This window comes from Vibrio sinensis, assembly GCF_003605645.1.
Classification (GTDB): domain Bacteria; phylum Pseudomonadota; class Gammaproteobacteria; order Enterobacterales; family Vibrionaceae; genus Vibrio; species Vibrio sinensis.
Genome location: NZ_QVMU01000003.1, coordinates 158,227 through 183,671, shown reverse-complemented (window position 1 = coordinate 183,671; position 25,445 = coordinate 158,227). Strand labels below are relative to the sequence as shown.

Below are 25,445 nucleotides of genomic sequence, written 5' to 3'. Positions count from 1 at the left end.
TCTGTCTAGATTATTGTTTTGCCTAGGAGAATAGAGTTCGTAGCCAAAGCCCCCAAGGGGTTGTGATACCAGCAGTCATATACTTTATTTCCCCGCCTTTGATGATAGCAATCGTCGGAGTAACACTGATTCCCCATTCCCGGCTTATGGTTCCTTGGGCGTCATTAATAACTGGAAAGCCAAGTTGCTTGGCAGTTAGGTAAGCTTGGATACGAGAGTTTTCACCGGACGACAATGCGACAGTGACGACTTGATGATCATTGGCAAACCAATCGATGGTTGGGCTTACCCATTTACAAGATCCACACCAAGTTGCCCAGAAATAGACGATAACAGGTTCACCATTGTGACTGAGTGCGTTTACATCAATGAGGTCACCGTTAATATCAAGCGCTTGAATTTCTGGTGCAGGGCCAACGGGAGCATCACTACTATGGTAGAAATCCATCGCATAAGATCCTCCAGTGATAATGACTAACGCGAAAAAAAACTCTTTCAACCAATAGCGCCAGCGTGGTTTTTTAGTTGGTACATTCATTTATTGGCTCGCTTTATCAATGGCTTGCATGACTTGTTGTTCAGACAAAATGACCGATAGTGGAATGCCCTGAGGTGCATTAGGACCATAGACAATATTGAAAGGTACACCATAGCGACCGTTACTTTGCAGATATTGCATAATCTCATCACTCGGCGTTGTCCAATCACCTTTCATTAATACGATATCGTCCTGCTTTAATGTGCTATACACGGGATCTTGCAAGATCACACCGATCTTATTGGCTTTACACGTAATACACCAATCAGCTGTGACATCAACAAATACGGTTTTACCTTGCTCAGTTAATGGAACGATCTTTTCCGTTTGTAATTTTTGCCACGCTAAATCATCAATGATCGGCGTTGCCCAGCGATCTGCAGTGAGGCTTCCCATGATCAAACCTGCGCCCAATACGACAGTCATAATGCCAATAATCGGAATCAATACCCGTTTACCAAACTTAATGCCTAACGCGATGATCATGGACAGTAAGAGCGTAGTACTTAACACGAACGTAGCAAACTGACCAATGAAAGGCGTGAGTAAGCTGGCGAGCCATAGACTCGTCACTAGCATCATTAAGCCAAAGATCATTTTTACTTTGAACATCCAAGCCCCAGGTTTGGGCATAAAATTGACCAAGCTAGGGAAGAGAGCGAATAATAGCCAAGGCGCACTCATACCAACCCCAAGAGCAAGGAATATTCCCCATAATTCTTGGTAGCTTGCCCCTAAAGCGTAAGCCACCGCAGTGCCTAAAAATGGCGCGCTACATGGGGTAGCAAGTAATGTGGCAAACATTCCTTGAACAAAGTGCCCCGCGTAAGAATGATTCCCCTTTGTTGCCATCCAGGTATTAAGGTTGGCGGGTAGACGAAATTCAAACAAACCAAGTAAATTGGCAGAGAAAGTGAGCGTAACCACTAGCATTAACGCCAGAAAGCCCACGTTTTGGAATTGGATACCCCAGCCGATGGCATGACCGCCCAATTTAAGAACGCTTAAAGTGAAAGCGAGTAACATAAATGAGGCAATAATCCCCAATGCGGATGCGACAAAAGATGTTCTGACTTCTCGCTTGAATGCAATCTCTTTTACCGAACCCGGTGGTGTGTTGGGCGATATTTGGTTGAACATTAGGATGCTATTGAGCTTCATTCCGAGTACGGGCAATACACAAGGCATAATATTGAGTATTAACCCTCCAAGCAGTGCAAATCCAACCATTAAGAAGAAACTCATGGTGTTGTCTGAATAGCTAATGGGTGTATTGCCAATAGGTGCAACCAATTCAGTGGCGAATGTTTGATCGGATATGGTCAGTGAAACGGATTTATTTTCTAAGTCTACATTGCCAGCCCAATTGGTTACATCGAACACTGCAGTGAGCGTTTTGTGCTGACTGTCCTTATCAAAATAGAGGTGTGGTTTTGCAAAAAACTCATCTTCTACTTGGCTACCATCGACTAATAACTGGGGAGTTTCCCATGAGATTCGGTTGGTGATTTTTGCAACTAGCTGTTGTTTTGCCGCATCCCAATAAAGGCCATCAAGCTTTAAGTTACTTGAATCGCGTGGGCTTTGGCTCATCCCTTGATTGAATAAAAACAGTGCTTGTTGATCAATATAGAGTGTTTTTGGATCGATCGGCAGCTTGATCTGATAATCAGTAATCACACAAATATTGGTGCAAGATGGCAAACGGAGTCGCGCTTCAAATACCGCCGGCTGGCTAATATCGGTAAGCGTTAATGTGATAGGAAAGCTGACGTGGGACTTATATCCGAGCGTCGTAACACCAAGCTGATCATAGTATCCGGGAATGGGCCAGTGCCACTCGACGTTTTCAATATTGTCAGACGCTGACCAATCCAAATCAGGCGCAATTCCACCTTCTCCAGGACTTCGCCAATACGTTTTCCAATCGCCATCAAGTTCGATATCCAGTACGGCTTGAACCGTTTTATTGCTGAAGTTGTGTTCCCCCGTCGACATAAATCGAAGCTGTACAGGAGGATGGGTAGGATCAGTGATCCAACCTGTCGATTGAGCGTAAGCAGGCCCACTTAGCAGTGAAGTGATACCAGACAAAAGAATTAGCGTGGCTATAACAAGATAGTGACGCCATATAGAAAATAAAGATGTTTTAGACCCAAAAGGTCGAGCACGAGTATGAGTTAACACGAATGTCTCCAGTAAGTATTTAGGGAAGAATGACTTAGTGGGAAGTGTTTATTCGTGGAAAACACAATGTGTAACGTGTAAACGTCGCTTTGGTGTTGGAAAGTTAACATGTCTACGAAGCAAGTATTGACTTGGAGCGCAGATAAATAAAAAGCTCAGCAGAGCCAAAACAATGAATGGAGCAATCCAATCGGTCTTTGAATGGATCTGAGGCAACAGCTGGCTTGCAAGACTACATGAGTCACTGGGTTGTGTGAGCTTATTATTCTGTGACGGAGCGGAAAAATACTCGGAGTATAAGACGCGAACGTCTTGTTTTAGCTGTGGTGCTTTATTTTGGAATGACTGATTTAGGGTCAAACTATTGTTGAACTGATTCCATTGAAGTGTATTTAGTTGAGTTATTTGGGATAGCGTTTGACTCAGGCAAGTGGTGATCACTAACCCGACGAGCAATAGCGCCCATTGTGCTAAATAACGTTGTTTAAATGGCAAGTCGTTCATCAATCATAATATGTGGATGTGACGCAAGGTTAGGTAAGTCGCGTCAACAATTCAACCGTTGATTTGTAATGATTCATTTGTATGGGCATGTCGCTGCTTTGGACATGCCACAAATTAAAGATCACAAATCAAATGACTTTAAAGATCGTAGACTAGATTTTGAGTTGAATTTCTTTCCATTCACCCGGCTGCAAATCATCAAGAGTCACATCACCCGTTGAATAGCGAATCAAACGTAGTGTTGGGAAACCGATATTAGCCGTCATGCGGCGAACTTGTCGATTGCGTCCCTCGACGATAGTGATCGCGAGCCAAGTCGTCGGAATATTGGCTCTAAAGCGCACCGGTGGTGTTCTTTGCCAGATATCAGGTTCTGCCATTAACTCAACTTTTGCTGGTAATGTCATTCCATCATTAAGCTCAACGCCTTGGCGTAGCTTATCTAAGTCGGTTTCAGTCGGTGCACCATCAACTTGCACCCAATAAGTTTTTGGCGACTTTGAACTGGGTTGAGTAAGCTTTGCTTGCAAAATACCGTCATTAGTCAATAACAGTAAACCCTCACTGTCACGATCAAGGCGTCCTGCAGGATAGACATTTTTGACCGGAATAAAGTCCGCGAGCGTTTTTCGGCCATCACCATCGGTGAATTGACTCAATGCATCGTAAGGCTTATTGAATGCAATTACTTTCCTCTCTTCTGCTGTCACTCTTGGTTTCGTGTTGGTCGTTTTTCGACGATGCGTGGAAGAGTGAGTACGCCCATTTGCGGACGAATTACGTCGTTTATCACCACTATTTTTGCTACGTGGTGTCGAAGAGGAAGAGTCACTATATCGAGAGTGTGACATGTTAAGTACCCTACAAAAATGTAAATAAAACGTGAGATTTAGTGTTAATAATGCGCCATTTGATCTATCATTTGCGCGCCCAAAATCAGGATTAGCGAGCAAGATGATAGACTATTATCTCGGTTTTGTTTAATTATAACTATCCGCTCTCAACGATTCTGTATTTTAAGGAATGATGCAGATTGCAGGAAGAGGCGCAAAATCGCTAATAACTTTTGAGGGGATGCTGTACCAAATCGTAAGCGACCATACACAAACCCATGAATAAATGCGTTTGTTAGAACAATAGGGAAATTTCATGCCTACAGAAAAACCTACAATCATCTATACAATCACTGACGAAGCGCCAGCGTTGGCAACCTATTCTTTATTACCAATCATTCAATCATTCACCGCTTCATCAGGTATCAACGTTGATACACGTGATATCTCTCTTGCTGGGCGTATTATTGCTAATTTCCCAGAACATTTAGATGAATCTCAGCGTATTAATGATGCACTCACAGAGCTTGGTGAATTGGCCAAAACACCAGAAGCAAACATCATCAAGTTACCAAACGTTTCGGCATCACTTCCTCAGTTACAAGCGGCGATCAAAGAACTTCAAACAAAAGGGTATAACTTACCTAACTATCCAGAAGAGCCGAGTACTTACGAAGAAGAAGCCATTAAAGCGACATACGATAAGATCAAAGGTAGTGCGGTAAACCCAGTACTACGTGAGGGTAACTCAGATCGCCGAGCGCCACTTTCTGTCAAGAACTACGCAAAGAAAAACCCACATTCAATGGGTGCATGGTCGAAAGATTCGTTATCGCATGTCGCGACAATGGAAGATCATGATTTCTTTGGCAGTGAAAAATCGGTCACCATTGACGGTGAAACGAAAGTTAAAATTGAATTCGTTGCACAAGATGGCCGCGTTAAAAAGCTGAAATCATCCTTTGCACTACAAGATAAAGAGATCATAGATACTTCTGTGATGAACAAGAATGCATTGGTTGCATTTTTTGAAGAACAAATAGAGCAAGCAAAAACTCAAGATATTCTGCTGTCTTTGCATATGAAAGCGACCATGATGAAAGTTTCTGATCCAGTTATTTTCGGTCATGCAGTCAAGGTGTACTACAAAGATGTATTCGCTAAATATGGCAAGCTTTTTGATAAGTTGGGTGTGGACGTAAACAACGGTATCGGTGATGTTTACGCAAAAATTCAAGCTCTACCTCAAGATAAAATAGACGAAATTGAGGCTGCGTTGCTTGCGGTTTACGAAACTCAGCCACCATTAGCCATGGTTGATTCTGATCGTGGTATTACTAACCTCCATGTACCAAGCGATATTATTGTTGATGCATCAATGCCAGCGATGTTGCGTTCATCTGGTCAAATGTGGGGGCCAGACGGTAAGCAGAAAGATACCAAAGCATTGATCCCAGATCGTTGTTATGCAGGTATCTACCAAGCGGTGATCGATTTCTGTAAAGAACATGGTGCATTTGATCCGACAACCATGGGTAGCGTACCTAACGTTGGCCTAATGGCTCAAAAAGCTGAAGAATATGGTTCGCATGATAAAACCTTTATTCTTGATGCGGCAGGTTCGGTACGTGTTGTAGACGCTTCAGGCGCGGTGCTTTTAGAGCAAAGCGTTGAAGAGGGCGACATTTTCCGTATGTGCCAAGTTAAAGATGCGCCAATTCAAGACTGGGTGAAATTAGCGGTAACGCGAGCACGCGCGACAGGTGCTCCTGCGGTATTTTGGTTAGACGAAAACCGCGCCCACGATGCGCAATTGATCAAAAAAGTGAATGCTTATTTACCTCAACATGATACAGCAGGGCTAGACATTAAGATCTTAGCACCACTGGAAGCGTGTGAATTTTCACTAGAGCGTATCAAAGAAGGGCTAGATACCATTTCTGTAACGGGTAATGTTTTACGTGATTACCTGACAGATTTGTTCCCAATTTTAGAACTCGGCACATCGGCGAAAATGCTTTCTATCGTACCGCTAATGAATGGTGGTGGTCTGTTTGAAACGGGCGCGGGTGGTTCAGCGCCAAAACACGTTCAACAGGTAGAGAAAGAAAACCACCTACGCTGGGACTCTTTAGGTGAGTTCTTAGCTCTTGCTGCTTCTCTCGAGCATTTAGGCAACTTGACTGGAAATGCAAAAGCACAAGTATTGGCAGATGCGCTGGATAAAGCGACAGGGCAGTTCTTAGATAACAACAAGTCACCATCTCGTAAGGTAGGTGAGCTAGATAACCGTGGTAGCCATTACTATTTGGCTACGTACTGGGCACAAGCCTTGGCTGCGCAGACGACGGATGCAGAACTTGCTGCTGAATTCTCTTCAATTGCTGAAGCTTTAACATCAAGTGAAGAGCAAATCGTTGCTGAATTGAATAATGCTCAAGGTGTCGTTGGCGATTTAGGCGGTTACTACGCCCCTGAGTTTGATAAGGTGTCTCCGCTTATGCGTCCAAGTGCGAAGCTGAACGCGATTATCAACCGATAAATTGCGAATAGAACTAAAGTCGCATCACTAATAATAAAACCCGCCAAATTGGCGGGTTTTTCTATCGTTTTAATCGATGGTACGATTTTATTTGGTATTACTTCGCTTGCTCGAGTTCTACCGGCGTCACCAAGCTTGCGTGGTATCCTTTAGGACCTTCTTCTACTTCGAAAAAAACTTGTTGGCCAGCTTTCAGAGTACGGTAACCATCCATCTGAATCGTGGAGTAGTGAGCAAATACGTCACCGTCTTCACCTTCCGGGCAGATGAAACCAAATCCTTTGGCATTATTAAACCATTTTACTGTACCTGTAGCCATGCTATACATCCCTCATGCATTATTTACTGATGTTGTTTAATGTCTACACGACCCTCTTGTGTAGTCCATACAGTGAATATCAATTCAGACTCAGCCAAATTTTTAGTCACTATTTGACCAATGTAGTCAATGATTCAACTCAGTCAATAGTAAAAAGGTATTATCTACAACATATTTACAAACAAATACGCAGATCATTTTACATTTGTGCAACTCAAAAGAGTGTTTCATATGATTTAATGGGGGTAAATTAAGTGTTTTAGGTTATTTTTTGAACACTTGGTGGTGAGTTAGCGATGGAAACCTATCTTTTATTTGCAGCGATAGAATTGCTGCATTAGTCTCTAAGTAAGGGCTTTTTTTTGCTTGCCTCTTTTTTTTCCTTACTAAGAGTTAGCACCATTTTTTCCGTATGGTAACGTGTTAACATAACTGAGCTACTTTCTAAACATAAATGAATCATGAGCAAGCATTTTGAATGGGTTACTCCAGACTCAGATTTACTGGAGCGAGAAAAAACCAAAGTTAAGCCGCCATCGATGTACAACGTTGTACTAAACAATGATGATTACACCCCGATGGATTTTGTAATAGAGATCCTTGAGCGCTTCTTCTCTATGGATATCGACAAAGCAACACAAGTGATGCTCCAGGTGCACTATGATGGTAAAGCCATTTGTGGAACATTTACCGCAGAGGTGGCCGAAACCAAAGTGGCTCAAGTCACTATGTATGCCAGGGAAAATGAGCACCCACTGCTTTGTACAATGGAACAAGCCTAACGTTTGTTCGAACAACCAAGTTGTTCTTTAAGGAGGTCTTATGTTGAATAAAGAATTAGAGTCGAGTCTGAATGGCGCGTTTGCTCGTGCTAGAGACAAGCGACATGAGTTTATGACTGTCGAACACCTCCTGCTAGCCTTGCTGGAAAATGATGCTGCGCGAGATGCACTTACGGCGTGTCGTGCTGACATCGATGTTCTACGCAACGAACTGGATGTATTCATTGACCAAACCACCCCTTTAATTCCAGAAAATGATGAAACGCGAGAAACGCAGCCGACGCTAAGCTTCCAGCGTGTCTTACAACGAGCTGTGTTCCACGTTCAATCTTCAGGACGTAGTGAAGTGACAGGTGCTAACGTACTTGTTGCCATTTTTAGCGAACAAGAGTCACATGCGGCGTATTTATTAAAGAAAAACGATGTAAGCCGTTTAGACATTGTTAACTTCATTTCCCATGGCATTAGCAAAGCGTCAAGCTCAAGCGATGGCGAATCATCATCGGATTCTTTTGGTAACGAAAGCAATGCCGAAGAAGTCAATTCAGAAGATAGACTAGAGAGCTTTGCGACCAACTTGAATCAAGTGGCTAAGCAAGGCCAAATTGACCCGTTAATTGGTCGAGATAAAGAATTAGAAAGAACGATTCAAGTCTTATGCCGTCGTCGTAAAAACAACCCACTACTTGTTGGTGAAGCTGGTGTTGGTAAAACGGCGATTGCTGAGGGACTGGCTTGGAGAATTGTTGAGGGTCAAGTGCCTGAAATTATTCAAAATAGCGTAATCTATTCTCTTGATATCGGTTCATTGCTAGCTGGTACTAAATACCGTGGTGATTTTGAAAAGCGCTTTAAGTCGATTTTGAAACAGCTAGAAAAAGAAGATGATGCCATCCTATTTATTGATGAGATTCATACCATCATCGGTGCTGGCGCAGCTTCAGGCGGACAAGTGGATGCGGCGAACTTAATCAAGCCATTATTGAGTAGCGGTAAACTTCGTTGTATCGGTTCAACCACGTATCAAGAATACAGCAATATTTTTGAGAAAGAGCGAGCTCTGTCTCGTCGCTTCCAAAAAATTGATGTAGTAGAACCGTCAATTGATGACACAACCAAGATTCTGATTGGTCTGAAACCAAAATATGAAGCGCACCACGAAGTTCGTTATACCAATAAAGCGCTACGTGCTGCGGTAGAACTTTCAGCAAAATACATTAACGAACGCCATTTGCCAGATAAAGCAATTGATGTGATTGATGAAGCGGGTGCTCGTAGCCGCTTAGCTCCAGCAAGCCGTCGTAAGAAAACAGTAGGCGTAGCTGACATTGAAGCTATGGTTGCAAAAATGGCTCGAATTCCTGAGAAATCAGTATCGTCATCAGATAAAGAAATCCTGCAAAAGCTGGATGAAAAAATGAAGATGCTGGTCTTTGGTCAAGATGATGCCATTGATGTGCTTAGTGAAGCGATTAAGCTAACTCGTGCCGGTTTAGGTGCTGAGAATAAGCCAGTTGGTTCGTTCTTGTTTGCGGGTCCTACTGGGGTAGGTAAAACAGAAGTCACGGTGCAACTTTCTAAATTATTGGGCATTGAATTACTGCGTTTTGACATGTCTGAGTATGGTGAGCGTCACTCTGTGAGCCGACTTATTGGTGCCCCTCCTGGTTATGTAGGTTATGACCAAGGTGGTTTACTAACCGACGCCGTGATCAAAAATCCGCATTCTGTGGTACTACTTGATGAGATTGAAAAAGCTCACCCAGATATCTTTAATTTGCTACTGCAAGTTATGGATAACGGTACATTAACGGATAATAACGGCCGTAAGGCTGATTTCCGTAATGTGATTTTGGTGATGACAACCAACGCTGGTGTGCAGGAAACAACCAAACAATCAATTGGTTTGATTCAGCAAGATAATAGCCATGATGCGATGTCAGTGATTAAGAAAGTATTCACGCCAGAATTCCGTAACCGTCTAGATAATATTATCTGGTTCAACAGCTTAGATGAGCATGTCATCCATCAAGTGGTTGATAAGTTTATCGTTGAACTGCAAGCTCAGCTTGATGCGCGTGGCGTATCAATGGAAGTGGCTGATGACGTACGTCATTGGTTAGCGGTGAAAGGCTACGATAAATCAATGGGTGCTCGTCCAATGAGCCGTGTTATTCAGGAACAATTGAAGAAACCGTTAGCGAATGAACTGTTATTTGGTTCGTTGGTTGATGGTGGTACGGTACGCGTTGACTTAAATGGCGATGAGCTTGAATTTAAGTTTAAGAAAGAAAAAGAGCCGGCTGTTCACTAGTCCGTTTTTTTAAATAGTATCGCAGTTGTCATCATTCGTTCTCACGTGTGAACACATTTCAGAACGGGGCACAACTGCAACAAAAAGCCAGAACTCTGTTCTGGCTTTTTTTATCTCTGTAGCTTTTATCCCTGCACCTCTATCTCAGTAGTCGTGTTATCTAAACGTTTGTACGCGGATAACTGAAACGGGTGAGGCATACAGGGCAACTATACCGAGCAATTATAGAGCCGAACAATTATATAGAAAATAGCGTGCTAGTTCGGCTCACTGGGAGTGGAGTTAGGTTAGGATGTGGCTAGACCTGAGATGTGACTAGGCTGGTAGTTAATGCACAGTACGCCGCTTCGACATTAGATGGGATCTCTTGTTCCACTTGAAAGCCCAATTTCGGGTAACTCTTTATCCGTTCAAAATCACCGAGCATCGCTTCAAGTACCATATATAAGTCGATATCTTGAGTGAAGTAATCGAAAAATGATGCCTTTGTTGATGTAACGCTGACTCGTTTGAAAGGTAGTGGCCATTGTTTTTGGAAAGTAGCGAATGCACGTCTTTCCATGTATGGTTTTTGAACTAAGATGAAACTGTCGAAATGGAGGCTAAGATCACTTAATCGCTTTGCGGTAAAAAGAATATTCTCTCCGCTGTTCGTCGATTTATTTTCTATGATGATATCTTCAGCAGGCACTCCTGCATCTTTTGCGATATCAGCAAAAAAATCGGCTTCTGGCTGTTCAAATACGCCCTCTGTTAATCGACCAAATCCACCGGAAAAAACGATCTTTTTGGCAAAACCTTGTAAATAGAGCTCGGCTGCATACTCGGCGACTCTAGGGTCATTGCTGCCTAAAACAAAGAGGCAATCTGCTGCTTCAATTGGTTGATTTAGCTGCATATAATCCCACAGTATCTCAATATTTTGATACATGCGGGTATTGTTATTGGATTTCGTCATTTTCATGCCTTTATCGATGGATCTAAACTCGTCCAAGCATCGGAGGAGGGGCCCAATTAGATCAATTCAAGTGTGTGTTGAAAGTGAAAGCGATAGCCAAGATCCGATAATTTATCACTGATAATTCGCTTGTCTGGCGAATCCACGATCGGAGGAAGAGTCAAAGACTCTCCAGAGCGTTCGATCGCGGCTCGATAGAACTCTGATTTAGCGACAGTATTTGGTGTGGTGGCATTCACGACTTGATTACTTTCAAGCATGGCAACAAAACAGATCGCGCCGATGGCATCGCTCTGATGGATCATATTCGCAGGCGCTGAAAGGCTGACTTGTTTGAGTTTACTGACAAAACGAGCAGGGTGGCGGTCTGGGCCAATTAAGCCACTGCAACGAACGATGCCATAGTCGAGTTGACTGTCAATGACATGTTGTTCAGCAATTAACATTTGGCGAGCATTCTCAGAAAAGAGCGGTTCGCTTTGGGCGAGAGCGTATGCTGCATCTGTCTCAATCATAGGCTGGGAAAGATTAGGATAGACGGTCGTTGAACTTACCATCACCAGTTTTGTTACGCTGGTGGACTGAGTCGATTCAACAATGTGTTGCCAGTTATCGGCATATTGTTTATCGAGGCCTCTTCTAAAACCAGGAGGGAAACAACCAATCACTAATTCAATATCGTATTGTTCGATGAGCGTGCGCAGATGGTTGCCATTATGAGTTAGGTCGAGCTGCTCAGCGTGAAGCCCTTCATTTACTAGTAAGCTAACGCCATCGATCGTTGTTTTTGTTGCTACCACGAAATGACCAAGAGTTTGCAAATAATGGGCGAGAGGGCGGCCTAGCCAGCCAGCGCCGATAATCATTATTTTTTTCATCGTAATCTCCTTGTTATCTATTCGCTTACCGTGAGGGGCTCATTTAGCTATAGAGTTGACGTAGGTTTTCTCTTAAAAATGCATGGGCAGGGCAATGTGTTAGAGATTGGTGCTGAATCACATCAATATTGGCTTGCCAGGTTAGTTTTTCAAATTCAACGGGTACGCGAACAATCGTGCCGTCGTCAATGCTGGGCTGTGCGATATGTACCGGCAGCATTCCCCATCCGAAACCGTTAATCATCAGCTCTAATAAAACATAGTGACTGTCAGCGTACCATACGTCCGGGCTGTATGCTTGTTGGAAGCTGCTGGTTTCATGGCTTTTTGAACGGATAACCAGTTGGCGATGCAGAAGTAATATATCGAGATGTGGCGCTTTATTTAGTGCGAGAAGATGTTGGCTTGATACATATACATCAAACGCGACACTACCTAAACTTTCGAAGTCAATTTGAGGATCGATTTGAGGTTCGCTGAACATAATTCCCATCGTGGCTCGTTTTGAAGTCACGAGCGGAATAATGTCGATACTAGAAGCGGAAAGACACTCAAAGCTAACGGTCGGAAAACGTTCACAAACAGAAGCCAAAGCTGTGGTGAGGTGTTGAACAGGAATTCCCTCATCAATTGCCAAGGTTATATCATGCTGATTATCTTGGAAAAGTATCGCAGCGTTGTTGACTAAGCGTTTATGTTGTTTGAGTGTCGCTTGCGCATAAGGCAGTAATTTCTGACCATTCTTATTGAGCTTTGGGTAGCGTCCATTACGATCAAATAATTCTACGCCACAATCAATTTCAAGATTGATGATGTGCTGACTGACTGCCGACTGTACTTTATTCAGCTTACGAGCGGCGGCAGAAAATGAACCAGTCTCGACAGTAGCAGTAAAGGCTTCTAATTGTTCAAAACTAAACATATCACTTTTAACGATGGTATCTAACTATTTACTATCGTCATTATAGATGAAAATAGCCGGCAAGTAGTGAACTTAACGAGATAATTAACATGCAAACTAAAGAACGCATTTTCCACGCGATGTCATTTGAAGCTATCGCTTTGGCTATTATTATTCCAACCACAGCACTAATTACTGGTAAGGCTGGTGGCGACTTAGCGATCGTGGGCATTGGCTTAAGCTTGTTTACGGTAGTGTGGAACTACATCTATAACGTGCTTTTTGACCGTTGGTTTGGTTCAAATCGCAGCGAGCGTTCGTTAGCATTAAGAATTGGTCATACATTTGGTTTCGAGGGAGGCTTGATCTTTATTACAGTGCCAGCGATGGCATGGTTTCTCAATATTAGCATACTGGCAGCGCTACTATTGGAAGCTGGATTTTTAGTTTTCTTCTTCTTTTATGCGACAGGATTTAATTGGTGTTATGACAAAGTACAACCGTATCGATTCTTGTTTGGTCAGAAAGAACAAGCAATATAACTTGTGTTGAGATAAAAAAAAGAGCACCGAAAGGTGCTCTTTTTTATGAGAATCAGGCAATTAAATTTTGCTAGATAGTACTCGTAAAATCTTGTCAGCGCTCTCTGCTACTTGAATGCCTTCATCAGTTAAGTAGCCACCATCAGGTAGTGTACAAAGGCCCTTGTCAAAAATGCGTTTTACAGCAGATTGAACCTCTTCAGAAGCGTCATGATGAACTTTGATACCTGTTGCTGTGCTGCCGATATTAAATTGAAGCAGTAAGTTCAGTTCAGCGATACGGTCAGGTGAATATTTCATAAGTATTTTCCTTAGAGAAAGTATGTAGCAAAACTACTGATTATTCGTGTTTCCAGCAATGCTAAAGATTGAGAAATGTTACGCAGCCCTTGAAATACGTGCTCTGTTGAGCACTCATTCACCAAATAGAATAATTTGCACGCAATCGAAATTGACCTTTAGTGTTGTAACTCAGCGACAATGTAGACAAAGTTAGTGTATTTCATAAGGTAAAAATGATTGTTGCTATGGATAAAAATTAACCATGCATTTACACGGCCCTAGTACGACTAGTAAAGATCATTTTTCAGAACATTTACAATTAGGGCTTGAATAATCTTAGCAATAGGAGGATCATCCGCCACCATTCAAATCCATTTATTTCTAAATGTAACACCATGATAAACCTAAATCAGTTTGACTCTTTGCTCCCACCACAAATGGCGGAACGCGCGGCGGAAATTGGCGTCGGTAAAGCGACCAAGGACCCGATGAAATCATTCTTGCTAGCTATTGCTGCTGGTATTCATATTGGTATCGCGTTCATTTTTTACACAACAGTGACGACGGGTACTGGAGAAATGGCTTGGGGTATTAGCCGCTTCATCGGTGGCTTTGCATTCAGTTTAGGTTTGATCCTCGTTATTATTACTGGTGGTGAGCTTTTCACCAGCTCAGTACTGACTTTGGTTGCGCGTGCGAGCGGAAAAATCAGTTGGACGGTTTTATTCAAAAACTGGATTGTTGTGTATTTGGGAAACCTAGTTGGAGCATTATTGTTGGTCGGCTGTATGCTGGTAGCAAAGCAATATATGTTTGATCACGGCCAGGTGGGTATCAATGCAATGGCAATTTCGCAACATAAACTCCATCATGGTTTTTTCCAAGCTGTTGCATTAGGTATTATGTGTAACGTGTTAGTGTGTGTTGCGGTTTGGATGACATTCAGCGGGCGTACGTTAACTGATAAGATCATGGTGATGGTTTTGCCAGTAGCAATGTTTGTTTCTGCAGGCTTTGAGCACTGTATTGCAAACATGTTCCAAGTGCCAATGGCAATTGGTATTAAGAATTTTGCCCCAGCAGAATTTTGGCAGATGACAGGCGCGAATATAGCTGACTACGCGGATCTGAATATGATGGGCTTCATTATAAATAATCTTATTCCGGTAACGTTAGGCAATATTATCGGCGGTGGTGTCTTTGTCGGATTATGGTACTGGTTGATTTACCTCCGAGATTGATTCATTTTCATATCGAAAAGAAGAGGGCCCGATTGGGCCTTTTTTTATATCCAGAATTTTAACGTGATCTGATCTTCTTTAGATTTCTACTCGTAGTGATCACACAACTAAAGAGGAAAAGTGTAGTTTTCGACAAGCTAGTCGGATATTTAGCACAGGTATTGTTATAAATACTGGAGAGGCACGGTAAGGATCCTTGCTTTTATTTCAGTAAACAGCTTAATTTAAACTCAAAATCAGCAATGGTGGTCATAAAATAACCCGTGCGATTTATAAGTAAAACCCTTTCTATAACATCTTGATTTTAAATTGGTTTTACATTTACCTTAAGTTATTTCCAAGACGCTGACAGGTTTATCCACAGATTCTGTGGATAAAATGAAGTTTGACCTTTCTGGTTAACTTATTCTTGGGGAGTCGTGATAAGTACGCGTCCATAATGGTTGATACCACGCTTGATACTGAGTTCAAGGGTTATCGTCATCGAGACCGCGCTCATAACGAAAATCGCAATCATAATCAGCAATTGATATTTAATGGCGATCAATGGGCTTGCACCACTCAGAATCTGTCCGGTCATCATTCCGGGTAGAGTAACAAGCCCAGTCGTTGCCATTGTAGCTAAAGCTGGTGCGAGTGATTTTTGCATGGCTGAACGCATAAAAGGCAAACATGCATACTTAACCGAAGCTCCAAGAGAAATCGCTGCTTCATATTCCGCTTGGCGTTGTTGAAATGCACCAAAGAGATTTTGTAGCGCGATAATGTTACAGCTCAATGAGTTGCCTAATAGCATACCCGCTAGTGGAATAAGATATTGAGCACTGTAATGTGGCGTAGGCTGAATTATCCCTAGGGTAATGAGCAGTAACATGGGGAGAATCCCCGTGGATAGTCCGGCGATGACCGGTAACATTAATACACGTTTGGGTAAGTGTGTTTTTCCTATAATCGAACTAGCTCCAATGATGAGCATAATAACGATCCAAAAAAAGTTCACAAAAGCGTTATCAAGTTGAAAAAGATACTCTAGATAGGCGCCGACTAAAAGGAGCTGGAGAGACATCCGGGTGACACTGAGCACCATCTCTCTTTCGAGCTTGAGTTGGTAGTATCGGCTGATGAATAGAGGAGCAGACAATGTCGAAAAAAACAACAACAGTGCAACCCAAGATACGTCGACTAAACTATTCAAGTAGCTCTCCTTTTTGAGTTAAACAACGCAGTACTTTCTTAGCGAACATTAACTACAATTAATCATTTATTTAACAATAAAGGCAAATATAATTAGCAATGAAGCGTCAACTAGAGGTCGACATGATTGAAAAACGAACGATTTTTACCGAAACTTGTTTCATTCATGTAAACCTTAAGTTCATGATTTAACAATATTTCGCTGTTCATATATCTTAACAAAATCAGACAAGTTTTCACATTAATCCTTATTCAAACACATCCACGTATGAACTCAAAAAAGTGTTGATTAACAAGGAATGAAAGACGTTATTTGATTGAACCCTACTGAGGGTATGGTCTAAAATTTTTAATTAGAGATTGTAATAATATGTGACTTGCTTTTAGAAGTCGCCGGATAACACTAGATACAAAATAGGCAAATGTATGAGTGATGTTAACAAAATTGAGAGTGGTGAGAAACGCTCACTGGAGTGGAAGTCATTCCTCTTCATTACGATTATTCTCTTCCCGATCCTAAGTGTGGGTTTCGTTGGAGGTTATGGGTTTATTGTTTGGGCACTGCAAGTGTTCTTCTTTGGACCTCCGGGCGTACATGGCGGCATGTAAGCCATTGAGCTCATTTCAACACTTTAGAATCGATTTTAAGAGAGCAAACAATGAAATCAGTAATCATTAAACTGTGGCGTACGATGTCACGCCCAGCAGTACATATCAGTCTTGGTGTACTGACTGTGGGCGGCTTTATCGCTGGCGTTATTTTCTGGGGTGGTTTCAATACCGCGCTTGAACATACTAATACAGAAAAATTCTGTATTAGCTGCCACACCATGCGTGACAATGTTTATGTTGAACTTCAAGACACCGTTCACTGGAAAAACCACTCTGGTGTTCGTGCAACGTGTCCTGACTGTCACGTTCCTCATAACTGGACAGACAAAATTGCACGTAAGATGCAGGCTTCTAAAGAAGTATTTGCACAAGTATTTGGCAACTACGATGAACCAGGCGTTTTCGAAGAGCGTCGTATCGAACTTGCTAAACACGAATGGGATCGTTTCTCTGCAAACAAATCTCTAGAGTGTAAAAACTGTCACAACTACGAGTCTATGGACTTTGAACAAATGTCTCCAACTGCTCGTATTCAAATGAAGCAAGCAGCTGAGAAAGATCAAAGCTGTGTAGATTGTCACAAAGGTATTGCTCATAACCTACCAAAAGGTATGGATAGCATTGGCGGTATCGTTGGTGATCTTGAACAACTAACATCAAACACTAATTATGATGTTGGCCAACAGTTAGTGAGTGTTCGTCACTTACCAATTTACTTTGATGACAAAGGTGAGACAGAAGCTGGTCTTCTAAACCCAGCATCAACAGTGACAGTATTGGCTGACAAAGGCGATTACGCTGAAATTGAAATCGACGGCTGGCGTAAAGCGAAAGGCTTTGGTCGTGTAATCCAAGCTGAATTTGGTAAGAACATCGCAGTTGCATCACTTCTTAAAGAAGCGTCTACCGACTCTAAAGTTGTGACAACGGGCGAGAAGAAAGTGGATGAGCTAACGGGTCTTCCTTGGGAGAAAGTGTCTGCAACAGTATGGATCAAGAAAGAATCTATGCTAAATGACATCACACCAATCTGGGAAAAATCAAGCGAAGCTTATAAAACAAACTGTTCTGTATGTCACACTCAACCAGCTGAAGCGCACTTTGATGCGAACACTTGGCCAGGTATGTTCGACGGTATGTTAGCATTCGTTAACCTAGACACAGACAGTGAAGCACTGATCTTGAAGTATCTACAGATGCACTCTTCAGATTATGCTGAAGGCCACCACTAATAAGCGACGGATGGAGTAATTTTTAATGGCTATTACACGAAGAAGTTTTCTTAAAGGTGTAGCAACCACAAGTGCAGCGTCAGTAATTGGTCCAAGCTTATTGGTATCAGCATCTGCAAACGCAGCAGAAACAACAGGAACTTGGAAAGTTACAGGTTCTCACTGGGGTGCATTCCGCGCCCACATCTATGCGGGTAAAGTTCAAGAAATCCAAGCGATTGAACTTGATAAAAACCCAACTGAGATGTTGAACGGTATCAAGGGTATTATTTACAGCCCTTCACGTGTTCGTTACCCAATGGTTCGCCTAGACTGGTTAAAGAAACACAAATACAGCGCAGAAACGCGTGGTAACAACCGTTTTATCCGTGTGACATGGGATCAAGCACTAGACTTGTTCTACCGTGAACTTGAACGTGTTCAAAAAGACTACGGTCCATGGGCACTTCACGCCGGTCAAACTGGTTGGAACCAAACGGGTTCTTTCAACAACTGTACAGCTCACATGCAACGTGCAGTTGGTATGCATGGTAACTTCATCACGAAAGTAGGTGACTACTCGACGGGTGCAGGTCAAACCATCATGCCTTACGTTTTAGGTTCAACAGAAGTTTATGCTCAAGGTACATCTTGGTCTGAAATTCTAGATAATTCAGACAACATTATCATTTGGGCAAACGATCCAGTTAAAAACCTACAGGTTGGCTGGAACTGTGAGACTCACCAGTCATACGCATACCTAGAACAACTGAAAGAAAAAGTTGCGAAAGGCGAGATCAATGTTCTGTCTGTTGACCCAGTTAAGAACAAAACTCAGCGTTACTTAAACAACGACCATATGTACATCAACCCACAAACTGACGTGGCGTTTATGATGGCTGTTGCTTATGTTCTTTACAACGAAGACCTATACGACAAAGAGTTTATTAAAACTTACTGTCTTGGCTTTGAAGAGTTCATCGGCTACGTGCAAGGTGAAACTAAAGACAAAGTAGTTAAAACACCTGAATGGGCTGCTGAGATCTGTGGCGTTAAAGCTGACAAGATCCGCGAATTTGCTCGCATGCTAGTAAACGGTCGCACACAGATCTTGATGGGTTGGTGTATCCAACGTCAAGAACACGGTGAGCAACCATACTGGGCAGCAGCAGTAGTTGCAGCAATGGTTGGCCAAATTGGTCTACCAGGTGGTGGTATCTCTTACGGTCACCACTACTCAAGTATCGGTGTTCCATCGACTGGTTTCGCTGGTCCTGGTGGTTTCCCTCGTAACTTGGACACAGGTTCTAAGCCGAAGTGGGATAACAACGACTTTAACGGTTACAGCCGCACCATTCCTGTTGCGCGTTGGATCGACTGTCTACTTGAGCCAGGAAAAGAGATCCGTTACAACGGTGGCAAAGTTAAACTTCCTGACTTTAAGATGATGATCATCTCAGGTTGTAACCCTTGGCATCACCACCAAGATCGTAACCGTATGAAGAAAGCATTTATGAAGCTTCAAACGGTAGTAACGATTGAGTTTGCTTGGACTGCAACGTGTCGTTTCTCTGATATCGTGCTACCAGCATGTACTCAGTGGGAACGTAACGATATCGACGTATACGGTTCATACTCAAACAAAGGCTTGGTTGCAATGCACCGCCTAGTTGACCCAATGTTCCAGTCTAAGACTGACTTCCAAATTATGAGTGAGTTAACTCAACGCTTTGGCCGTCGTGACGAATACACTCGTGGTATGAGCGAAATGGAGTGGATCCAAAGCCTATACAATGATTGTAAAGCAGCGAACACTGGTAAGTTTGAAATGCCAGAATTTGCTGAATTCTGGGAACAGAGTGTTCTTGATTTCGGTGAAGGTAAGCCTTGGGTTCGCCACGCTGATTTCCGTCAAGATCCAGAAATCAACCCACTAGGTACACCATCAGGCTTTATCGAGATCACTTCTCGTAAGATTGGTCGTTACGGTTACGAACACTGTCAAGAACACCCAATGTGGTTTGAAAAGACAGAACGTTCACACGGTGGTCCTGGTTCTGAGAAACACCCGTTCTGGTTGCAATCTTGCCACCCAGACAAGCGTTTACACTCTCAAATGTGTGAATCTGATGAATTCCGTGCGACTTACACAGTTCAAGGTCGTGAGCCGGTTTACATCAACCCAATTGATGCTAAAGAAAAAGGCATTAAAGCGGGTGACTTGGTACGCGTGTTCAACGACCGTGGTCAGTTGATGGCGGGTGCAGTATTAACTGATAGCTACCCTCGTGGTGTTATTCGTATTGAAGAGGGTGCTTGGTACGGCCCACTAAACGAAAAAATCGGTGCAATCTGTACTTACGGCGATCCAAACACACTAACATTGGATATTGGCTCTTCCGAGCTTGCTCAGGCGACATCTGCGAATACTTGTATCGTAGATTTCGAGAAGTTCACTGGTAAAGTTCCACCAGTAACTTCATTCGGTGGTCCAATCGAAGTTGCTTAATCTCGTATAACGATGATTTAAAAATACCAGCCTTAGTGCTGGTATTTTTTTGTCACGATTTTATGTAGGTTATACTGAGAAATCCTCGGGATCCCAGAATATGTTTCAAACCATACTTCCAATATAGATAGCGGTATATTGACGTCATTAGATAAGTATTAAACTGCAGCTTTAATCGCTGAGTGTTTTAGTCTTTGATGCGAGTTAAAATGGCTGACAATAGGCTTATATTCGCGAAATTGTCGATTTAACTGATGTGGTTAATGTCCCTATCACACCAAGGAGTTCTCTACGACGTGACGTTGTTACCTGTTTCCCTTTCTGTTTATTATCTTCTGTATACCTCTCTATCGCTCTCATTCTTCTCTTCATCTATTACCTAGCTATCAGGTATCGTTCTAACTGTGAGAGCGAGCATACTGTAGCAGCTAGCGAAACCTGGCCACATACAATCCTACATCTTCGAGAATATGCTGGCATGTCCATTCTTACTCGCTACTACTGATAAACGAAAAATACTGATCAGCGAAAAAGTACGCTGTAACACTCATCACACCCTATCAAAACTTCTATTGTTGCCTCTTTTAGATTGAGGCGGAGTTTCGGTTATTTGCTCTGATTTTCTTCGCTGTTTCGCTTAACTAGAACGGCTCAACATCATCGACAGAATCAATCTAATTTGAATCTAGCACCGCAGTAATTATGACCCACGATAGACTAGAGTGACTAGAACAGAATAGGGAATGAGGGACGCTAAGATGAGTGGATACTGACGGCAATGATTTACACAGATCCACCCTAGCGCAGGCCTTGATATACAAGAGAATGCTTAACTTATTTAGCAAAAATGCGCAGTGAATTGAATCGCTTCTGGTGATGAATTGCTCAAGAAAGGTCTAATGTCGGGAGCGCCTAACGGGGATACACTAAAGCAAAATATTTATTGAGTAAAAAGCGAGCTAGATAGCTGTTTGGCGGACGATTCGTTTTTGTTAACTCAATCAAATAATTTACTCATTCATGGAACTAAATAAAAAAAGCTCTGTCTTTATTGAAATGTTTGAACTTTAGGTTTTTTTGTGAGCAAGCTCGCTTAAATTGACTTGAAATGCCGCAAATATGTACTATTTTTAGTTATTTTTAGAAAAATCACGGTCTTGATGGGGTTTGCTTTTAGGTTTCTTTTGATTTTTTTATTTGTGTAATATTGGTTCTCCGAATAGTTTTGCCTACAGAGCAAATGGACGACCCGTACTCTCGCTCATAAATAAAAATCTATTAGGAATTATAAAAATGAAAAAGACAGCAATTGCACTTGCACTTACTCTTGCAGCTGGCACAGCAGTGGCAGCAGACGTAACTAACCAATCAGCTTCAGAGCGCGCTCGCGAATCTATCATCGATCTAATCCTTTCTGGCGAAGAGTTCTCTGTTGGCGGCCAAGTTGCAGTCGGTGGTGAATACAAAGAAGGTCGTGTTGATGCAGCAGGCGAAAAAGAAGAATTCCACAACTACAATGTTACTGGTTTTGACCTTTTCGTTAACTACCAAAAAGGCAACGTACTTGGTCAGTTCGCAACTGAGTTTGACCTAGCAGAAGATTACTCTTCTATGGATGCTAAATTCACTGTTATCGATACTTGGGTTGGTTACAAAACTGGTTTCGGCGTGGCTTCTATCGGTTACGTAGGTGACTCTGCACTAGATGCAGTTGATGGCGCTTCTGACCAAACAATCGAGTACGGTGCTTCTGCAAACGACGCATCTGACGTACGTCAATTTGTTAAATTTGAAGGCGTACAAGAAGGCTTCAAATACGGTGTAACTTACTACGGCGACCGTAACGCAGACGCAACTGGTCAAAAAGGTTTCAACGGTTACGTTGGTTTTGCGAACGAAATGTTCTCTGTGAACGCTGGTTACGAAAACAACGATGACAAAAATGCAGCAAGCGTTGAAGATGTTGAGCAACTATACCTAATCAACGGTACAGTTACATTTGGTCAACTAACTATCGGTGCTAACTACTCAAACGAAGAAGCGTTTAACGGTACTGATGCTGACCTAATCTACGTATCTGCTGGCTACACTCTAGGTGACCTATACCTAGCTGGTGGTTACAAAGACAACGAAGACAAAGAAGCAGTTAACTTCGGTGGTTCTTACCAAATCACTAACAAACTTGCTTACCTAATGGACGTTCAAGTTGATCTTTCTGACAACCAAGACGACGACCTAGCAGTATTCGCTAAACTAGCTTACGATTTCTAATAAATCCTAATATAGATTTTAGATTATTAAGGTCTGCCTCGGCAGACCTTTTCTTTTCAAGCAGGAAGCTTGGTGCATAATCCACTGCCATTTTAGCCCTTGGGAATGAGGGCTCTTTCATTTTTATCTTTTTCATTTTTATATTGCTCCGCGCTCCGCGTTCGAATTCTCGAAAATTTTATCTATCTATTCATCGATCTTTCTCACCCAACTTTCGACCAAACCATGAGTTTGTGAGCCATGTTGCGGATTGATATCGTTAGCCAATAGACATTGTAAAATACCGATGCTGTAATACTTGCTACACGAAAGCCACGTTGGAAGTATTTAATGTTATCAACCATTTCGCTCGCTTGTCGTGTTGAACTCCACTTCGACGCTAGCCAGCTTTCAATCCAGACTAGTCCCGACAATGATGAAGTGCGTTTTTGTTATCGAGGCTTAGCTAACGACCCGATCCCTCAGCAATATCCACTGTTTGACATAGATTATGATTTCGAGCACGAAGCCTACCTTTATGGTGATGGCTACCAAATGCTTTCCCAGACGTTAGGCACTCCGTTAACGCCTGTCGATGTTGGCCGATTCGCGGATAATAGCCCCAGTTATCGGATATATTCCTCCAATGCACCGAAGCGTTTTTATAATTATTTAGTTATTTCAGACTCTCTTGGTTTCACTTTGTTTGGCTTTACCTCTTGCCATCGTTTCGCTGGTTATTTTGAACTGGACCTGAGTGATGGGCGATCTCGATTGATGGCTTATCTTGATGGTGAAGATACTTGTCCTCAGGATTGGGCGACGACGATTCTTGAATCAGTAACCGTTTTGAAAGGGCGCAATCTAAACCAACTATGGCAGCGATATGCAGACCTCATTGAGATTCATCACCCTAAGAAACTGGCCCTAGAAGCACGGATTCCCGCTGGTTGGTCTTCATGGCATGTGTATAACGACGATATTACTCAAGATAAAATCGCCCAGAACCTTAGGGTGATGAGTCGTTTGAATGACTCGTTAGAATATGTGCTGATTGATGATGGTTACCAAGCTGCGATGGGTGACTGGCTGCTTACCGCGCCCTGTTATGGTCGAGATACCCAATATACGCAAGATATCCAAGAAACTGATTGCGCCCAAAATGATCGAGATGGCCGAGAGGAGTCTGATGTTAAAGGTATCGAGGGTATTAGAACCACTATTGAGCAAATCAAACAGATGGGCAAGAAACCGGCCGTGGGTGTCTCGCCCTTTATTGCGCAAAGTGAATCACAGATTTTCCAGTCGCACCCAGAATGGTTTGTTCGTGATGTGAACGCTCGCTTACTAAGAGCGGAAGATGTCACTTATGCGGGGTGGCGAAACACGCCTTGGTATGTGTTAGATACCTCCAATACGGAAGTACAAGAGCACCTGACGCGTTTTATCCGTGTCATGCGAGAAGAGTGGGGTGTTGAACTTTTTAAGCTCAATGCCTGCTACTGGGGCGCTTTGAAAGGGGAGAGGTTTCAAAGTGGAATAACGGGAATACAAGCTTATCGACTTGGCCTTAAAGCCATTGCTCAGGGTGCAGGTGATGCGCTTCTGCTAGCCAGCCATGCGCCATTATGGCCCTCGTTAGGCTTGGTCGACATAATGCGTATTTCAGATGATGTAATGCGAGATGAACGTCGCTTTGAGCAGACAGCGAAAGAGATATTTCTCCGCAGTTGGCAACACAATAGACTGTGGATGATTGATCCAGATAGCGCCACCTTGGTTTCTTTGCCAAATCAAGCAACGGAACGTAAATACTATGAGTTCCATCGTGACGTATTATTAGCCTCAGGTGGTGTTTTGCTCTCAGGGGATCCGCTGATGGAATTAACGTCTTTTGCCAAACTCAGCCTAGAAAAGCTCTTGGTGAGACAAAAATACAACCAAGAGACAAGTAAATTTTCGTCATTAAATCTAAATCATGCATTTCTGCGTTTAACCGCATCTAATGATCTCCACTGTATTTTTAACTACCAGCAACCGGCGAGAGATGTCACGTTAACTGCTGCTCATCCTGTCGATTGGTTTGATTATTGGTCAGGGGAAAAGCTTAATCATGAGTTGACTCAAGCGATAGAAATTGGCTTGGAGACGGGACTCTCTAGTCGGGCGATCATTACCGTCGGTTAGAACACTACTTACTCAGTGAGCAATAGAGATAGATTAGACTGTGAGCGCAACGAATTAAGCGGTGGGCTTAAGCTCGCCAATTATCAGTCGCTACTATATGATGGCGGCCAAGTTTAGGAAGTCAGATACGAAATTATGTCAATTATCTTGGGCATCGACCCTGGATCTCGGATTACCGGTTATGGTGTTATCCGTCAGAATGGTCGCCAGTTACAGTATTTAGGCAGCGGTTGTATCCGCATGTCAGAGAAAGAACTGCCGGGGCGATTAAAGCAGATTTACGCTGGCGTAACAGAAATCATAACTCAGTTTCAACCTGATGAGTTTGCGATTGAACAGGTATTCATGGCCCGTAATGCGGATTCGGCGTTAAAGCTAGGCCAAGCGAGAGGGAGTGCGATAGTAGCGGCAGTGAATGCTGATCTGCCAGTGTATGAATACGCCGCGAGATTAATTAAACAAGCTGTGGTTGGCACAGGTGCCGCCGATAAAGCGCAAGTACAGCATATGGTGCAGCAGATGTTGAAATTACCAGCCAAACCTCAAGCTGATGCCGCTGACGCGCTGGGCGTGGCTATTTGTCATGCCAACACCAATAAAACTCTTGTCGCCCTTGCAGGCAAAGCGACCAGCGCTCGACGTGGCCGTTATCGTTAAAGTT

At 42.8% G+C, this 25,445-nt stretch carries 20 protein-coding genes; 11 read left to right on the top strand and 9 right to left on the bottom strand.

Features of this window, described 5'->3' with window-relative positions; all coding sequences use genetic code 11:
- Window positions 1-22: 22 nt before the first annotated feature.
- From DZ860_RS05840 to DZ860_RS05825, 3 genes are all read right to left on the bottom strand, one after another.
- The gene (locus DZ860_RS05840; protein ID WP_120029982.1) at window positions 23-538 is read right to left on the bottom strand and encodes a protein disulfide oxidoreductase; all 516 of its coding nucleotides are present in this window, start codon (window positions 536-538) and stop codon (window positions 23-25) included.
- On the bottom strand, window positions 539-2,671 hold the full coding sequence (locus DZ860_RS05835; RefSeq protein WP_439333101.1) for a protein-disulfide reductase DsbD family protein: 2,133 nt from the start codon (window positions 2,669-2,671) through the stop codon (window positions 539-541).
- 710 nt (window positions 2,672-3,381) lie between these two features.
- Window positions 3,382-4,080 carry a pseudouridine synthase gene (locus tag DZ860_RS05825; protein WP_120029980.1) on the bottom strand — a complete coding sequence of 233 codons (699 nt, stop codon included), beginning with the start codon at window positions 4,078-4,080 and terminating at the stop codon, window positions 3,382-3,384.
- 298 nt (window positions 4,081-4,378) lie between these two features.
- Between DZ860_RS05825 and DZ860_RS05820 the strand changes: the two genes are divergently transcribed.
- Window positions 4,379-6,604, top strand: a complete 2,226-nt coding sequence (locus DZ860_RS05820; protein WP_120029979.1) for an NADP-dependent isocitrate dehydrogenase — start codon at window positions 4,379-4,381, stop codon at window positions 6,602-6,604.
- Between the two features lie 97 nt (window positions 6,605-6,701).
- On the opposite strand, the gene cspD is transcribed toward DZ860_RS05820, so the two are convergent.
- Window positions 6,702-6,923 carry a cold shock domain-containing protein CspD gene (gene cspD, locus DZ860_RS05815; RefSeq protein ID WP_120029978.1) on the bottom strand — a complete coding sequence of 74 codons (222 nt, stop codon included), beginning with the start codon at window positions 6,921-6,923 and terminating at the stop codon, window positions 6,702-6,704.
- A 461-nt stretch (window positions 6,924-7,384) separates the two neighbouring features.
- Here cspD and clpS point away from each other — a divergent pair, with 461 nt between their 5' ends.
- Entirely contained in the window at window positions 7,385-7,705 is a 321-nt protein-coding gene (gene clpS, locus DZ860_RS05810) for an ATP-dependent Clp protease adapter ClpS (RefSeq protein WP_120029977.1), read from the top strand.
- A 40-nt stretch (window positions 7,706-7,745) separates the two neighbouring features.
- Window positions 7,746-10,019 carry an ATP-dependent Clp protease ATP-binding subunit ClpA gene (gene clpA, locus DZ860_RS05805; RefSeq protein ID WP_120029976.1) on the top strand — a complete coding sequence of 758 codons (2,274 nt, stop codon included), beginning with the start codon at window positions 7,746-7,748 and terminating at the stop codon, window positions 10,017-10,019.
- 298 nt (window positions 10,020-10,317) lie between these two features.
- On the opposite strand, the gene DZ860_RS05800 is transcribed toward clpA, so the two are convergent.
- From DZ860_RS05800 to DZ860_RS05790, 3 genes are read right to left on the bottom strand one after another with little or no spacing between them, the layout of a single operon-like run.
- On the bottom strand, window positions 10,318-10,977 hold the full coding sequence (locus DZ860_RS05800) for a YdcF family protein (protein WP_243641820.1): 660 nt from the start codon (window positions 10,975-10,977) through the stop codon (window positions 10,318-10,320).
- 56 nt (window positions 10,978-11,033) lie between these two features.
- Window positions 11,034-11,855 (bottom strand): NAD-dependent epimerase/dehydratase family protein, encoded by an 822-nt coding sequence (locus DZ860_RS05795; RefSeq protein ID WP_120029975.1) that lies wholly within the window; start codon window positions 11,853-11,855, stop codon window positions 11,034-11,036.
- A gap of 43 nt (window positions 11,856-11,898) precedes the next feature.
- Window positions 11,899-12,777, bottom strand: coding sequence for a LysR family transcriptional regulator (locus DZ860_RS05790; protein ID WP_120029974.1), 879 nt, complete (start codon window positions 12,775-12,777; stop codon window positions 11,899-11,901).
- 89 nt (window positions 12,778-12,866) lie between these two features.
- Here DZ860_RS05790 and DZ860_RS05785 point away from each other — a divergent pair, with 89 nt between their 5' ends.
- Window positions 12,867-13,298, top strand: coding sequence for a PACE efflux transporter (locus DZ860_RS05785; RefSeq protein ID WP_120029973.1), 432 nt, complete (start codon window positions 12,867-12,869; stop codon window positions 13,296-13,298).
- Between the two features lie 60 nt (window positions 13,299-13,358).
- Here the strand turns inward: DZ860_RS05785 and DZ860_RS05780 are convergent, their stop codons facing one another.
- Window positions 13,359-13,598 carry a TIGR02647 family protein gene (locus DZ860_RS05780; RefSeq protein ID WP_120029972.1) on the bottom strand — a complete coding sequence of 80 codons (240 nt, stop codon included), beginning with the start codon at window positions 13,596-13,598 and terminating at the stop codon, window positions 13,359-13,361.
- A 380-nt stretch (window positions 13,599-13,978) separates the two neighbouring features.
- Between DZ860_RS05780 and focA the strand changes: the two genes are divergently transcribed.
- Window positions 13,979-14,821, top strand: coding sequence for a formate transporter FocA (focA, locus tag DZ860_RS05775; protein WP_120030092.1), 843 nt, complete (start codon window positions 13,979-13,981; stop codon window positions 14,819-14,821).
- A gap of 403 nt (window positions 14,822-15,224) precedes the next feature.
- Here the strand turns inward: focA and DZ860_RS05770 are convergent, their stop codons facing one another.
- The gene (locus tag DZ860_RS05770) at window positions 15,225-16,016 is read right to left on the bottom strand and encodes an ABC transporter permease (protein ID WP_120029971.1); all 792 of its coding nucleotides are present in this window, start codon (window positions 16,014-16,016) and stop codon (window positions 15,225-15,227) included.
- Window positions 16,017-16,441: 425 nt separating this feature from the next.
- On the opposite strand from DZ860_RS05770, the gene torE reads away from it, so the two are divergent.
- The 6 genes from torE (at window position 16,442) to ruvC (ending at window position 25,441) form a co-directional block, all read left to right on the top strand.
- The gene (gene torE / locus DZ860_RS05765) at window positions 16,442-16,624 is read left to right on the top strand and encodes a trimethylamine N-oxide reductase system protein TorE (RefSeq protein WP_120029970.1); all 183 of its coding nucleotides are present in this window, start codon (window positions 16,442-16,444) and stop codon (window positions 16,622-16,624) included.
- A gap of 50 nt (window positions 16,625-16,674) precedes the next feature.
- Window positions 16,675-17,859, top strand: coding sequence for a pentaheme c-type cytochrome TorC (gene torC / locus DZ860_RS05760; protein ID WP_120029969.1), 1,185 nt, complete (start codon window positions 16,675-16,677; stop codon window positions 17,857-17,859).
- 25 nt (window positions 17,860-17,884) lie between these two features.
- Window positions 17,885-20,347 (top strand): trimethylamine-N-oxide reductase TorA, encoded by a 2,463-nt coding sequence (gene torA, locus DZ860_RS05755; protein ID WP_120029968.1) that lies wholly within the window; start codon window positions 17,885-17,887, stop codon window positions 20,345-20,347.
- A 1,293-nt stretch (window positions 20,348-21,640) separates the two neighbouring features.
- Window positions 21,641-22,618: a porin gene (locus DZ860_RS05750; protein WP_120029967.1), complete on the top strand. Its 978-nt coding sequence runs from the start codon at window positions 21,641-21,643 to the stop codon at window positions 22,616-22,618.
- Between the two features lie 330 nt (window positions 22,619-22,948).
- Window positions 22,949-24,784, top strand: coding sequence for a glycoside hydrolase family 36 protein (locus tag DZ860_RS24620; protein ID WP_207890601.1), 1,836 nt, complete (start codon window positions 22,949-22,951; stop codon window positions 24,782-24,784).
- 135 nt (window positions 24,785-24,919) lie between these two features.
- Entirely contained in the window at window positions 24,920-25,441 is a 522-nt protein-coding gene (gene ruvC / locus DZ860_RS05740; protein ID WP_120029966.1) for a crossover junction endodeoxyribonuclease RuvC, read from the top strand.
- The last annotated feature ends 4 nt before the right edge of the window (window positions 25,442-25,445 follow it).

What these genes read in the sequence shown, in the direction of transcription:
- DZ860_RS05780 (WP_120029972.1), bottom strand. Translation starts at nt 13,598, where the DNA reads ATGAAATATTCACCTGACCGTATCGCTGAACTGAACTTACTGCTTCAA.
- DZ860_RS05790 (WP_120029974.1), bottom strand. Translation starts at nt 12,777, where the DNA reads ATGTTTAGTTTTGAACAATTAGAAGCCTTTACTGCTACTGTCGAGACT.
- DZ860_RS05820 (WP_120029979.1), top strand. Translation starts at nt 4,379, where the DNA reads ATGCCTACAGAAAAACCTACAATCATCTATACAATCACTGACGAAGCG.
- DZ860_RS05840 (WP_120029982.1), bottom strand. Translation starts at nt 538, where the DNA reads ATGAATGTACCAACTAAAAAACCACGCTGGCGCTATTGGTTGAAAGAG.
- DZ860_RS24620 (WP_207890601.1), top strand. Translation starts at nt 22,949, where the DNA reads ATGTTATCAACCATTTCGCTCGCTTGTCGTGTTGAACTCCACTTCGAC.
- torE (WP_120029970.1), top strand. Translation starts at nt 16,442, where the DNA reads ATGAGTGATGTTAACAAAATTGAGAGTGGTGAGAAACGCTCACTGGAG.
- DZ860_RS05795 (WP_120029975.1), bottom strand. Translation starts at nt 11,855, where the DNA reads ATGAAAAAAATAATGATTATCGGCGCTGGCTGGCTAGGCCGCCCTCTC.
- torC (WP_120029969.1), top strand. Translation starts at nt 16,675, where the DNA reads ATGAAATCAGTAATCATTAAACTGTGGCGTACGATGTCACGCCCAGCA.
- clpS (WP_120029977.1), top strand. Translation starts at nt 7,385, where the DNA reads ATGAGCAAGCATTTTGAATGGGTTACTCCAGACTCAGATTTACTGGAG.
- cspD (WP_120029978.1), bottom strand. Translation starts at nt 6,923, where the DNA reads ATGGCTACAGGTACAGTAAAATGGTTTAATAATGCCAAAGGATTTGGT.
- DZ860_RS05785 (WP_120029973.1), top strand. Translation starts at nt 12,867, where the DNA reads ATGCAAACTAAAGAACGCATTTTCCACGCGATGTCATTTGAAGCTATC.
- clpA (WP_120029976.1), top strand. Translation starts at nt 7,746, where the DNA reads ATGTTGAATAAAGAATTAGAGTCGAGTCTGAATGGCGCGTTTGCTCGT.
- DZ860_RS05750 (WP_120029967.1), top strand. Translation starts at nt 21,641, where the DNA reads ATGAAAAAGACAGCAATTGCACTTGCACTTACTCTTGCAGCTGGCACA.
- DZ860_RS05825 (WP_120029980.1), bottom strand. Translation starts at nt 4,080, where the DNA reads ATGTCACACTCTCGATATAGTGACTCTTCCTCTTCGACACCACGTAGC.
- ruvC (WP_120029966.1), top strand. Translation starts at nt 24,920, where the DNA reads ATGTCAATTATCTTGGGCATCGACCCTGGATCTCGGATTACCGGTTAT.
- DZ860_RS05800 (WP_243641820.1), bottom strand. Translation starts at nt 10,977, where the DNA reads ATGACGAAATCCAATAACAATACCCGCATGTATCAAAATATTGAGATA.
- torA (WP_120029968.1), top strand. Translation starts at nt 17,885, where the DNA reads ATGGCTATTACACGAAGAAGTTTTCTTAAAGGTGTAGCAACCACAAGT.